This window comes from Novipirellula rosea (genome assembly GCF_039541335.1).
GTDB classification, from domain to species: Bacteria; Planctomycetota; Planctomycetia; order Pirellulales; family Pirellulaceae; genus Novipirellula; species Novipirellula rosea.
Genome location: NZ_BAABGA010000048.1, coordinates 82,506 through 94,477, shown reverse-complemented (window position 1 = coordinate 94,477; position 11,972 = coordinate 82,506). Strand labels below are relative to the sequence as shown.

Here is an 11,972-nt window from a genome sequence, read left to right as displayed (position 1 = left end):
TTTCTAGTTGTTTTGTTTGTCAGGTCATCGATCGCGATAACCAAAATCTTCCGCTCGAGCGAATGGTCAGCGGCATGAGATCCGATTGCAGTTGTGATTGATCCAGTGATGAATCAGAACTTCCATCGATAAATCTCACGCCCATCGCCGGTTGTCAGTCGAATATTGGCGAGAGTGATTCTGCCTTGCCCCGTGGCAGGGTCGATGCGGACGGCAAGGACGGGGTTATCGACAGACCACTGAATGCTGTACTCGTGAGGCTTGCCGTCGTGTTTGACGTCGAATGGTGTACTGCGGTCGCGGATGAATGCGGGGGAAACGTCTTTCTCGTGCCAAAACAACTGCCCCGCTCCCGTTGCGTCCGAGCTCATTGTGAATTTCAGCACGAGCGTCTTTTCAGTAACCGCAGCGGGAAGCGTGTAGCTCAAATAGGGATCGCCACCATCACTCGACAAGATCAGCGAACCGTCTTCGAGCACAAGCTGGCACGTGCCGCCGGGTAGCCAGCCAGCAACTGGCTTTTGGGCTTTCAGAGGCTGATTCTTTTGGGTTTTGCTTCCGCCTTTGCCGGTGCCTTTCAAGGACGCTTGGCCGATCAATTCAGGACGATACTTCGTTGGATCAAACTTGGGATTCGGTAAAGGCACAACGGCGTTGGTGTCGGTCAGAAAATCGTCGATTGGTTGGTCAAGTTCACGGACTCGGTCAGGCTGAGCCGCGGCGAGATTATTCTGTTCACCAAGATCGTTCTTCAGGTTGAACAATTTGTAATCGTGCTGGCCATCGTCGCCGCCGTGAAAGATGCGAATCAGCTTCCAGTCGCCAGCGTGAACGCTGACGGACGGGGGCAGCCACTCCGGAATGTTGGGCGAGTGCGGAAAGTACGTAAAGATTGCATCGCGATCCAGTGGCTTTCCCTGCAATGCGGGAGCGATGCTGATGCCGTCGAACGACTGATTGGGCTGAGGATCGATATCGAGCCGCTCCAACAGAGTCGGATAGAAATCGCAACTTTGAATGACTTCGTCGCTGCGTGAGCCAGCTTTCACGTGACCCGGATCAACAACGATCGCTGGGCCGCGGACTCCGCCTTCGTACATTGTCGCCTTGCCACCACGGAGCGGAAAGTTACTCGTTGCCGACGTGCCGTCGACCTCGTTGTACATGTTGCCGCCGTTGTCCGATGCGAACACGATGATCGTGTTGTCGGCAATGCCAAGTCGGTCAAGCGTGTCTAGCAGGGTGCCAACCGCATCGTCCATACTTTCGACCATCGCGGCATAGGTTGGACTGCGCTGCGGATCGTTCTCATCAACGTGTTTTCGATACTTGTCGATCAGGGATCGTTTGGCATCAAAGGGCGCGTGCACGCTGAACATCCAATAGTTCAGGAAAAAGGGTTTGTCGCGGTGCCGCTGCATGAACGCGACGGCTTCCTTCGCCATGCGATCTTCAAGGTGCTCGTTTGGGATATCCGGATCGTGGTCGAAATCTTTGAACATCCACGGTGCGACATAGCTTCCCGCCGGTCCTGGACCAGGATGGTGAGGAATGTCCACTTCGAAACCGTGTTCCAAGGGCGAGTACGGCTCCGATCCGAGATGCCACTTGCCAAAATGTCCGGTCGCATAGCCATTGTCTCGGAACATTTCCGCCAGCGTGTAGTAGTTGGTATCCAACCGAGACACCGAATTCGGAATCGTGCATTTCTGATTCGCGGGACCGGTTTGGGTCGCGGTTGCCGTTAGAGTGACTTGCGGCAGATGGCAATTCGGCGAAGTGATTCCGTGACGTGCGGGACTGAGCCCCGTCAGCACGCTGGCTCTTGTTGGCGAGCACAATGGACTGGCCGAATACGCTCGCGTGAACGTCATGCCGCGAGCTGCCAGACGTTCGATATGAGGTGTCTTGTAGAATGATGTCGTGCCGAACAGCGTCGTGTCGCTCCAGCCAAGATCATCGGCAAGGATGAAAACGACATTCGGTGGTGACGCTGCTCTAACGGTTGAACAAAGACAAAACGCGGCGACCACTGATATCATCAGCACCCGTTGCGACGGAGAACATGAATTTCGGTTGCGTTGAGAGTGCGGCACGAGCGGCTCGGGGTTGAGGTGGGAAAGTTTTTCCGACTCGGCTCGAATCTGATTCGCTTTAAAAGTCGAGCCGACGAGCACTTGTATGCCTGGGAACGCCGAATCTCACACAGGAAACTGACAGAATTGTCCGTATGCGTTTGGTGATCCTGGTCGTGTGGATTTCGCGGAAAGTTGGCGAGTTTTTCTCAAAGTCGTGGCAGATTCCAGAGCGGGCGGCAAACATGTTAGAAGCAAGCGGAAATCCACGCTCTGGCGAGCGCAGCCACGACGGTACTGAAATAGCCGGTGCCAAGGGGGGTGTGATGTTCTCTTGTCGGAGGGCGCAGTAACGTTTATCACTGAAGTCAATCGAGACCATCCAAGCAGGTTGGCAGGAATCATTGAGTGAAATCCCGTTAGCCGTTTGGACCAACGCTGTGAAGCATTTCCTGTAGCGGAACTCGTCAACGGCTTGTTGATTTAGTAAGCCGCTCGCGCGTAAGCGGCCGGGTTCCACGCATTACCCGGTGCCTAACGGCTCACGGCCCACGGCTCACTACTGCGATTTGCATTTCGATTAAATCAACAGCCCGCTAGCGCCAAAACGGCCAGTTTACTGAGAGACTCCTGCCTAACTGCTTAAGGGACGTTTAGGGCATTTTAAGGTGTTAAGTTGACGGATTCTCTCGAAACGCAACGAGCCATTGCTCATGTTCTCGCGGGTGACCGTGAGGCTTTCCGGCACGTCGTGCGCGAACACAGCTTGATGCTCCGAAGTTACCTGGGCAGCCAGTTGCATCGTGCCGACGAGGTCGATGATCTCGCGCAGGAAGTGTTCATCAAGGCCTTTCGCAATCTTGATCAATTTGAGTCGGGAAAGGATTTTCGGGCATGGCTTCGTGGGATCGCGAAGAACGAGCTCTTGATGCATTTTCGCAAAATCGGCCGGCGTAACGCGAATGAGGCAAAGTTTCGTGAGGAGGTTGTCGAGGCCATTCAGAGCGATATTGATCACGTCTTCAGCGGGCAAGCCGACGCCGCCATTGAAGCTCTGCTGCGATGCATCAATCAACTTCCCGAACGGATGCGTTTGGTAGTACGGTCGGGACTCGACGGTATCAAAGCGGCGTCGATGGCAGGCGAATTATCGACGACGGTCGGCGCCGTTTACAATCTTCACTACCGCGCCAATGCGTTACTGCGTGAATGTGTTCGTAAGGAGACCGACCAATGAATGCGGATCTACAGCAGCTACTTGCTGCCTGGCTTGGCAACGAGTTTGACGACAAGACGCTCACACCGATGATCGAGCGGCTCAAGTCGGACGACGAATTCCGCGAAGCGTTCGTTCGTGAAGTTATCATGCATGGTCAGTTGAGGGCCGTTCAATCAAGTGAGCCGCGTTGGCTTGAGCTTGAAGATTTGATTGGTGCAGCGGTGTTGGACCGTGAATCGGATGATCTTGAATCAAGGGTGATGCACGAGATCACGACTCCTGGCTTTGCAACGATTGAAACTCGCAAAGATAGACGCCGCTGGCAATCGCTTGCACTTGTCGTGGGCATGGCGGCGTCATTGGTTGGATTTTTGACATTTTTCTTTTGGTCGAGCGGTCGGATTGATCCAGACAAGCATTCCGTCCCACTAATCGCCTCGGATTCGGTAATCGTCGATTCTGATTCGGGTGAAATGGCGGGGCGCAGTGGCGTGGCGGTCCTTAGTCAAGCAGTCGATGTGGATTGGGGGGATGGTGAACCGATTGTGACCGGAGCACTGGTGGGCACGGGCGACCTTGTGCTGCGTAGCGGCACGATTCAGTTGGATTTTCTATCGGGTGTGCGTTTGCTTGTGCGCGGTCCAGGAAACTTGGAGCTTCGGGGCGCGGATGAGGTCTTTTTGCGCGAAGGATCAGCGAGCTGCTTCGTCTCTGAGATGGGACATGGTTTCCGCATCGTCACCAAGGAGATGGAGGTCATCGACGTAGGAACGGCGTTCAGCATCGATGTGGGACGTGATCGACAGTCTCAGGTGCATGTTCTGGAAGGTTCCGTCGAGATCAAAACACCAAAGACCGCGATGATGGCCTTGCAGGAACATCATGCGATTCGCATGACCGATGCCGGACCCGAAACGGTTCCGTATTCACCCGGCCGTTTTCCGGATCCCTCGGATCTTCGCAAAAAGCGGAACGAACGTGCACAGCGACAATACATGCTTTGGCAGGAAAAGGCTCGCGAATTGAGCAACGACCCTGCCGTCCTGTTGCACTATACCTTTGAAGTATCGGATCCCGGTGCGTTGGAGGTTCGGAACACAGCGGCCGACGCGTCCAATGCGACCGACGGCGTCATCATCGGCTGTGACTGGACCACCGGTCGCTGGCCTTCAAAGCGAGCCGCCGGATATCGTAACGCCGGAGATCGTATTCTGTTTCAGGTCCCTGGTGCCCACGAATCACTCACCATGCTCGCCTGGGTGCGCATCGACGCGCTGACGCAGCCAATCACGTCACTGTTAATGACAGAATCTCCACGTCGCCGGGCCCGTTTTGCTCCCACCGGCGACCGGGTTGTTCAGGAAGCGCTCGCCCGACGATCCAGATCCAAGGTGCAGACCGTTCGCTGGGAACTGAATCATGAAAATGCGAACGCGACATTTAACATCGGCTATGGAAACGTCTCTCCCAAGAGTTGGACTTATAGCCAAACAGCCGCCCGCAATCCAGCAACCCTCTCGGACAACTGGGGCCAATGGTCGTGCTTGGCAGTCACTGCAAACGTGGCAACGGGCGAGGTCGTTCACTTTCTAAACGGCAAACGCATCGGTACTGGAAAACTAAAAGATTCTTCGCCGCTGCTGTTGGACTTTTTGGAACTTGGCAATTTCGGAGTTTCCGCAGACGAACTGGAGCGTACCTCCGGCGGGTCACAGCGTCGCTTCTATGGAGTGATCGATGAAGTTCTGATCGCAAACCGCGTCTTCGACGATTCAGAAATCGAAGAGATCTGGTCGGCAGGAAAACCGTAAACCGATTTGCTGATCGCCAGCACGCCCCGCAATCTCACGCTCGGTCCAGTTGCAAGTCGTGGTCGCATCGCTGGTGGACTTCGCGAAACAGCTCTGTCGACGATGGCTCTTGCAGCTTGACATCAAAAGTGGGGATCATCTTTTTCATTCGCTCATGACCGTCGCGATCGTCCAACAGTTCGGGCAAACAGTCCTGGATGACTTGTAGCATCAACGAGACGGAAACCGAAGCACCTGGAGAAGCGCCCAGCAATGCGGCGATCGTCTTGTCTTTGTCGGTGACGATCTCCGTTCCATAGTGAACGATCCCTGCCTCACCGTCTTCGCGTTTGATCGCTTGAACGCGAATTCCGGCGTCGACCAGACGCCAATCCTTGGCTTGGGCTTCTGGATAGAACGTTCGCAGCAATTTCATTCGACTTTCCATGCTCTGCAGTCCCTGTCCAATCAAGTATTTGACCAGTGGCAGATTGTAGGCACCGACTTTTAATAGCGAGGCGATGTTGTCCAGTCGGATCGAACCCGGTAAATCGGTCAGTCCGCCGGACTTGGTCAGAAACCGTGTTGTCCAGGCGGCAAAGGGACCAAATAGAACCGCCTTTTTTCCATCAATCACCCGCGTATCGAGATGTGGAACAGCCATCGTGGGCGCTTCGCCTTGGGCTTGTCCATAGACTTTCGCGGAGTGCTGCTCCACGATCGCTGGGTTGTCACAAACCAGCCACTGTCCGCCGATCGGAAAGCCACCAAAGCCTTTGCTTTCAGGGATTCCTGATTTCTGTAGCAGCGGCAAACTGCCTCCACCCGCTCCGACAAAGACAAATTTTGCCGACTTGGTGAATTGCTGACTTGTTTTCCGATCCTTGACCGTAACATCCCAACCCTGTGACGTTCGTCGCAGTCCGACAACGCGATGACCGGTGGCGACGCCGCAATCGTCTTGCATCGCCATCCAACCAATCAGTTTTCGAGACAGTGCGCCAAAGTTGACATCGGTGCCGCCTGTCATCCGTGTTGCAGCGATGGGAGTATCGTCGCGTCCGTTGACTAACAGCGGAGCCCATTGCTTGATCTCATTGCGATCGGTCGAGAATGCCATTTCAGCAAAGAAGTGATGGGACGACATCGCTTCGAATCTCGCTCGCAAGAAATCGACCTGGGATTGGCCGTGCACGAAACTGACATGCGGAACCGGGTTGATAAAGTCCGGCGGCGTGTCGATCATCCCTTCGGACACCGCATACGCCCAGAATTGACGTGACTGTTCAAATTGTTCGAAGATCGTGATCGCGTTGCTCACATCGACGGAGCCATCGGCGTCACGATTCGGGGTGTAGCTTAGTTCGCAGATACCGGCATGTCCCGTGCCCGCATTGTTCCAAGCATTCGAGCTTTCCTGAGCAATTTCTTCGCAGACCTCATACAGCTGGATCTTTAAACTTGGATCCAGACGTTTCAGCATCGCGGCTAGGTTTGCGGACATGATTCCGCTGCCGATTAGGATGACATCAGGGTTATCGATAGACATTGGGATGAACAATCCGCTTTGAGGAGAGGAGGCCACTTTGAAAAGGAGCTGAGGCGTCCAGGGACGCGTTTGCTGATCTACAAGTTAAAGGCAGTTCGAAAGTTCGTCGATCACAGAATCAGGCCCAGAATCATCAGGCCCAAAATCAGGCATCGTCGAGTGATGTCCATTGCCAGGGGAGTGAGACCATTTTTTTTAAAGCTGCGATAAGCTGCCACCCCCCTAATTTTAGTCATCACCATAGGGGAAACCTTGACGATGGTGTCAGGCACTAGCACAATCGTGCCACAGGAGGAAATAGAGCTGATTTCACGAGGACGGTTTTCGAATCGTCGTGGATGAAAGGAACCGCAGAAACCGTTCGGGCTTCACGCCCACCACTGCTCGGGAAGTCGTGACGACATTCGCTACCGGTTTTCGAATAGGTTCTTCGTCGATACTGTGAGGTCCCGAGGCGACATCGCAGCGACGAACAACGCAATCATAGGATCGCAATCATAGATTCCCACTTTGGGTCGATGCTCGATCCAGGCATTTTGCTCGATCCAGGGATTTTGCTCGATCCAGGCATTTTGGTCGAGTGCGACCAGAGAAAGCACCCTCGGCAGGATTCGAACCTGCGACCTGCTCGTTAGGAATGAGCTGCTCTATCCAGCTGAGCTACGAGGGCGTTTGGAAAAGTGAGGCGTTTTGAAAATGGGGGGGCGTTTCATTGCCAATGACTTCAGAACGGTGAGCGTTCTGAAGTGAAATTTTGCAGCTGCGCTGGCGACGTGGGAAGGGGGAACGGACTACTTTTTTTCTAACGCGTTTCGGACCGACTTCGCCACTTGCTCGGCTAACTTCTTTGACCCCGCTGGGGTGTAGTGCACGTTGGCCTTCAATTGTAAATCCGCATGCTCGGTTGCAAAGTCGTACATTGGGTCGATCTGGATCCCACCCACCTCGGCCATCACCTTGGCCGCGGCATCATTGTAACGCTTTGCGTCGCCCGCGATACGTCCGGCCGCTCCTGCAGGAACCGGCGTGGTTTCTCGCCAAATCACCGTCGCGCCGGTCGCTTTGAGCCGCTCGGCAATCTTTCTCAAATTGTCTGCGTACTGATCGATCGGAACTTGGCGTTGGCTTGTCGCCGCGTTGGGATCCGCCAAATTTTGTCCCTTCGGACCCATGAATTTCAAGTCATGCAGCCCGAAATTAAAATGGATGACGTCCCATTTGCGATCGCCGATCCATGCCTCAAGCGACTGCAACCCGCGTGTGGTCGGTCCACAATTGACCGCCGGGCGATAGACATTTGCCACGCCATCAAGCTGCTTGCGGACATCCACCATGTAACCGATCGAGATCGAATCGCCGATCAGCAGCACATTGGGAAGTCCCTCTGCGGCCACGGGCGGCTGGAATGCCGGGTTCACCTTTTTGGGCTTTGCATTACGATTCGGAGCTGGTTTTGTTTGCGTTTTCTCAGGGCTGGCTTTACCCCCGTCGTCCGCGGTCGCTGGAATCGCCATCGGCGAAAATGCGATCGTGATCATCAATACCGAAGCAACGATGCTTGCGAAAGCTGCGGATGTCTTCATGTTTCTTATTCCTCTCTCGTTTCCCGTTGACGACTTAAACCGATGCCAATCCTAGCAGGTCAGGCGACCTATCGTATTCTGGATGCCTCGATAAATCGAGCGACCGAAGGGCTTCGCACCTTGGAAGAGTATGCCCGGTTCGCCCTGGACGATGCTGCCCTCAGCGGCAACTTCAAATCGCTTCGCCACGATTTGACGACCGCCATTGGCCAAAGTGTCGATCGCCAGCGATTGATCGAAGCGCGTGATACGCCGGGCGACGTGGGGACCGAGATTCGTGAAGCGGCCGAATACGAGCGGTCGTCACCGCAGAAAGTGATCGCGGCTGCCGCCGCCCGCATCGCTCAATCGCTGCGAGTGATCGAAGAGTATGGCAAAACAATCGATGCCAATTTTGCTGCCAAGGTGGAACAGATCCGCTATCGAGCCTACCAAGCGAGTGCATCGTTGGAGTTGGCGGCATTCACGAACCAGCACACCGCTCAGCTGGCCGCAGCAAAATTGTATCTGCTGATCGATGGCGGTGAATCGGAGTCACAATTCGTCGCTTCGATCCAGCGGCTTGCAGCGGCGGGGGTGGATATTTTTCAACTCCGTGATCACTCGCTCGACGACCGCACGCTTTACCGTCGCGCGTGTGTCGGTGCGGCGGTCGCGCGAAAGCAGGGGCGGTTGTTCATTGTCAATGATCGCGCCGATATCGCGGTTGCCTCCGGTGCGGATGGCGTCCATGTCGGACAAGAAGAATTGCCAGCGGCCGCGGCTCGTGCCATCATCGGAAATCGCCGCTTGCTAGGAATTTCCACTCACTCGATCGAGCAGGCAAAAGAGGCGGTCGATGACGGTGCCGACTATATCGGATGCGGTCCCATTTTCGCGGGCCGTACCAAGCAGTTTGATGCTTACGTGGGACCAGAGTTTCTGAAGCAAGTCACACAGTCGATCACGGTACCCGCGTTTGCAATCGGAGGCATCGATCAAAGCAACGTCAGCGAAGTGATGGCAACCGGTTGTGACCGGATCGCGGTCACCGGCGCGATTCGCGATGCCGAGGACCCCGTGCATGCCGCGAAGACGCTAAAGCGAACATTGCTATCGGGAACACAAACTGAATAACCGGTGTCGTGGTCTGCCGCTTACAATAGTTCCTCGATTTTGGCTTTCATTTGATCGACGCCATTGGGCGAAAATCCTTCCCACACGCCGCGGATCGTGCCCTGCTGGTCCACCAGCACCGAAGTCGGGAAATACATGTGCGGTTTCCCAAGCGACTTGGCAACGTTCTCTCGCGACATACCACGCGGATCGGCGAACACATCCGTATCGGCATCGATCGAATCGAGAAAGTTTTGCGTTCGTTGTGCTAGGCTTTCGATGGTTTCCGACGACCCGGCTTCGCACGAAATCGAGATGAACGCAAAGTTATCGTTGGATGCAAATTCTTGGACCATTTCCGACAGATGAGGGTATTCCATCGTGCAGGGGCCGCACCAGGTTCCCCACAGATGAATCAGCGTCACTTTGCCTGCGGGTAAGCCTTCGATCGACATTTCCGAAGGATCTTGGGAAAGTCGAACCAATTCTAGTTGCGGAGCGGACTTGCCGATCGCAACGCTGTCTTGCGAATCGCTGGCCGGTTGGTTTCGACTGACAGCGAACAGCCCAAACGCTAAGATTAAGACGAGCAGCGGCCACCACGACCGGGACGCTCTTGGTTGTTGGGGAACTTCGTTCATATCAGTTGTTTCGGAATGTTGTTGCACGCTAAAGGTCGTTTATCAAAAAGCAATAAATCAAATGGGTCACCTTCGAGCTTTTCATCTTGCGATCTCGTTCGCTCTCTTTTCGTTCACTCTATTATCGAGTGTAGCGACGGTTCAGTGGACATTCGCCCAGGATTTAAATGGGCAGAATACGGGCTCAACCGCCAATTCCCCCCCAATCTATCTGCAGGAACCCCAATTAAGCGAGAGTAGTGGTTTGGCCGCCTCTCAGCGGCAGCCTGGGCACTTCTGGTCGCATAACGATTCAGGCGATACCGCACGGTTGTTCGCCTTTGATTCCCGCGGGAAAGCCACAGGCAGCTGCGAATTGATTGCGGCTTCGTCGTTGGATTGGGAAGATATGGCCTCGTTTGAACTGGGTGATCGAAAGTACCTGCTGGTGGCAGATTGCGGAGACAACGACTGCAAACGCGATGCCTGTTTTTTCTATTTGTTCGACGAACCTGACCCGACACGTGCGACAAAAATTAAAAGTTATCTCACGGTACAGCTCACCTACCCCGATGGAGCCCGCGATTGCGAAGCGATTGCGGTGGATCCCACCCGCGGCAAAATCTTGATGATTGCCAAATCCGCGATCCCGTACGTGAACGTTTACTCTGTAGAGTTACCTGATTTGCTGGGACGACTGGAATCGCTCCGCTCAGCTCCGCCGGCGTCGATCGCGGCAGCGGCGTCGGGCGACTCAGCGACGTCGGGGGACTCAGCGGCGTCGGGCCCCGCGGCGATCCGGGTGGTGGCAAAAGTCGAAGGGGTGCTGGCGCTGCCGATGGTTTCGGCTGCCGATATTGACCCACGCACGGGCGACTTGTGGATTGCCAACTACTTTCAAGCTTTTTGCTTTCGCTGCTCACCACGCGACATGTCGGTTGCCGAACAAACAAAACAGGTCGCCGAAGCCAGTGATCTGCCTCGCCTGAGACAGATCGAAGCTCTGTGTATGGACGAGAACGGCGAAATTTGGGTGACCAGCGAAGGGACGCCAACACCACTGAGCCGAGTGGCCAAGCCGCTGCCATCCTCGCCAGGTCGCGGAGGCGTCCAGCCTGTCGTCGACTGACCCGCCTGGCGTCGGCGGGCCAGTCTGGCATCGGCTGATTGGCCTGTTTTCGGCTGATTGGCCTGCTTAGGGCGGGCCGGTCTGGGGTTGGCTGGCCGGCCGTACGGTTAAGTCGAGTCTGCAGCAACGTCACCTCCTGGCTCCATCACACACACTCACTCACTCGCTTGCTGTGAAAGCCATTATGTTTGAAGTTGAGCAAAAGTTTCATTTGGACGATTCGACTGCCACCGAAGCAAAGTTGTTGGAGGCGGGGTTTCAGGCCGTCGAAACTCAGACCCACCGGGATACCTATTACAATCATCCGTGTCGTGATTTTGCCCAGTCCAAAGAGGCGTTACGGGTGCGGCGGATCAATGGATTGCCGCGGATCACGTACAAAGGAACGAAGTTGCCTGGCGCGATCAAGGCTCGGCGTGAATTGGAATGGGAACTGGGGCCCGGGGATGCCGATGGCGACAAGACCGAACAGTTGCTGCAGTTGCTGGGGTTTCAGCGGGTCGCCGAAGTTTGCAAGACGCGCTGTGTGTTCGAGCCGGCTGAATCCGCAGCGGAGTCAACTGCAAGCGATTGGGGCGGCTTTTCAGTGGTGCTGGATGACGTCCAGCAGGTTGGCCGATTCGCCGAAATCGAGTTGATCGCCGAGAACGAGTCGGATGTCCCGCAGGCCCGCGACCGAATCAGGCGGCTGGCGGACCGGTTGGGCTTGCGGCAAACCGAGTCACGAAGCTACTTGAGAATGTTGCTGGAAGTCTCGGCTGGCAAAAGTATCGGTGAATAAGTGCCCTGTAGGTCACCGCGAGAGGGTAAGCTCGTTTGACTAGTCCAGCTTGACTAGTTTGCTTCCCCTTACCAAAGCACCTATGCTTGTAGTCTGACGAGCATGTTTAATGAAACTAAATTTTTGGAGAA

At 55.1% G+C, this 11,972-nt stretch carries 10 protein-coding genes and 1 tRNA gene; 5 read left to right on the top strand and 6 right to left on the bottom strand.

Translation table 11 applies throughout. The features are described from left to right. Positions 1 to 113 precede the first annotated feature (113 nt). Both ABD971_RS19330 and ABD971_RS19325 read right to left on the bottom strand, forming a co-directional pair. A complete protein-coding gene (locus ABD971_RS19330) occupies positions 114 to 2,042 on the bottom strand; it encodes a sulfatase (RefSeq protein WP_345324723.1) in 1,929 nt (642 codons plus the stop codon). A 667-nt stretch (positions 2,043 to 2,709) separates the two neighbouring features. Continuing rightward, positions 2,710 to 2,943, bottom strand: a complete 234-nt coding sequence (locus ABD971_RS19325; protein WP_345324844.1) for a hypothetical protein — start codon at positions 2,941 to 2,943, stop codon at positions 2,710 to 2,712. Here ABD971_RS19325 and ABD971_RS19320 point away from each other — a divergent pair. Together ABD971_RS19320 and ABD971_RS19315 are read left to right on the top strand one after the other, a co-directional pair. Beyond that, positions 2,845 to 3,312 carry a sigma-70 family RNA polymerase sigma factor gene (locus tag ABD971_RS19320; protein WP_345324721.1) on the top strand — a complete coding sequence of 156 codons (468 nt, stop codon included), beginning with the start codon at positions 2,845 to 2,847 and terminating at the stop codon, positions 3,310 to 3,312. The genes ABD971_RS19325 and ABD971_RS19320 overlap by 99 nt on opposite strands. Continuing rightward, positions 3,309 to 5,105 (top strand): LamG-like jellyroll fold domain-containing protein, encoded by a 1,797-nt coding sequence (locus tag ABD971_RS19315; RefSeq protein WP_339938200.1) that lies wholly within the window; start codon positions 3,309 to 3,311, stop codon positions 5,103 to 5,105. The genes ABD971_RS19320 and ABD971_RS19315 overlap by 4 nt, the downstream gene beginning before the upstream one ends. A gap of 34 nt (positions 5,106 to 5,139) precedes the next feature. Here ABD971_RS19315 and mqo read toward each other — a convergent pair whose 3' ends face one another. The 3 genes from mqo to ABD971_RS19300 all read right to left on the bottom strand — a co-directional run bounded on the left by mqo (position 5,140) and on the right by ABD971_RS19300 (position 8,216). Next, positions 5,140 to 6,633, bottom strand: coding sequence for a malate dehydrogenase (quinone) (gene mqo, locus ABD971_RS19310; protein WP_339938202.1), 1,494 nt, complete (start codon positions 6,631 to 6,633; stop codon positions 5,140 to 5,142). Between the two features lie 596 nt (positions 6,634 to 7,229). After that, a tRNA-Arg gene (locus ABD971_RS19305) sits at positions 7,230 to 7,303 on the bottom strand. A 121-nt stretch (positions 7,304 to 7,424) separates the two neighbouring features. Then, positions 7,425 to 8,216 carry an SGNH/GDSL hydrolase family protein gene (locus ABD971_RS19300; protein WP_345324718.1) on the bottom strand — a complete coding sequence of 264 codons (792 nt, stop codon included), beginning with the start codon at positions 8,214 to 8,216 and terminating at the stop codon, positions 7,425 to 7,427. Positions 8,217 to 8,258: 42 nt separating this feature from the next. Here ABD971_RS19300 and ABD971_RS19295 point away from each other — a divergent pair, with 42 nt between their 5' ends. After that, positions 8,259 to 9,332: a thiamine phosphate synthase gene (locus ABD971_RS19295; RefSeq protein WP_345324716.1), complete on the top strand. Its 1,074-nt coding sequence runs from the start codon at positions 8,259 to 8,261 to the stop codon at positions 9,330 to 9,332. 20 nt (positions 9,333 to 9,352) lie between these two features. Here ABD971_RS19295 and ABD971_RS19290 read toward each other — a convergent pair whose 3' ends face one another. Further along, positions 9,353 to 9,952: a TlpA family protein disulfide reductase gene (locus tag ABD971_RS19290; RefSeq protein WP_345324714.1), complete on the bottom strand. Its 600-nt coding sequence runs from the start codon at positions 9,950 to 9,952 to the stop codon at positions 9,353 to 9,355. A gap of 244 nt (positions 9,953 to 10,196) precedes the next feature. On the opposite strand from ABD971_RS19290, the gene ABD971_RS19285 reads away from it, so the two are divergent. Both ABD971_RS19285 and cyaB read left to right on the top strand, forming a co-directional pair. Next, complete coding sequence (locus tag ABD971_RS19285; RefSeq protein WP_345324712.1) at positions 10,197 to 11,060, top strand: hypothetical protein; 864 nt, start codon at positions 10,197 to 10,199, stop codon at positions 11,058 to 11,060. A gap of 184 nt (positions 11,061 to 11,244) precedes the next feature. Continuing rightward, entirely contained in the window at positions 11,245 to 11,841 is a 597-nt protein-coding gene (cyaB, locus tag ABD971_RS19280; protein ID WP_345324710.1) for a class IV adenylate cyclase, read from the top strand. Positions 11,842 to 11,972: the final 131 nt, after the last annotated feature.

What these genes read in the sequence shown, in the direction of transcription:
- ABD971_RS19330 (WP_345324723.1), bottom strand. Translation starts at nt 2,042, where the DNA reads ATGATATCAGTGGTCGCCGCGTTTTGTCTTTGTTCAACCGTTAGAGCA.
- ABD971_RS19320 (WP_345324721.1), top strand. Translation starts at nt 2,845, where the DNA reads ATGCTCCGAAGTTACCTGGGCAGCCAGTTGCATCGTGCCGACGAGGTC.
- ABD971_RS19315 (WP_339938200.1), top strand. Translation starts at nt 3,309, where the DNA reads ATGAATGCGGATCTACAGCAGCTACTTGCTGCCTGGCTTGGCAACGAG.
- mqo (WP_339938202.1), bottom strand. Translation starts at nt 6,633, where the DNA reads ATGTCTATCGATAACCCTGATGTCATCCTAATCGGCAGCGGAATCATG.
- ABD971_RS19300 (WP_345324718.1), bottom strand. Translation starts at nt 8,216, where the DNA reads ATGAAGACATCCGCAGCTTTCGCAAGCATCGTTGCTTCGGTATTGATG.
- ABD971_RS19295 (WP_345324716.1), top strand. Translation starts at nt 8,259, where the DNA reads ATGCCAATCCTAGCAGGTCAGGCGACCTATCGTATTCTGGATGCCTCG.
- ABD971_RS19290 (WP_345324714.1), bottom strand. Translation starts at nt 9,952, where the DNA reads ATGAACGAAGTTCCCCAACAACCAAGAGCGTCCCGGTCGTGGTGGCCG.
- cyaB (WP_345324710.1), top strand. Translation starts at nt 11,245, where the DNA reads ATGTTTGAAGTTGAGCAAAAGTTTCATTTGGACGATTCGACTGCCACC.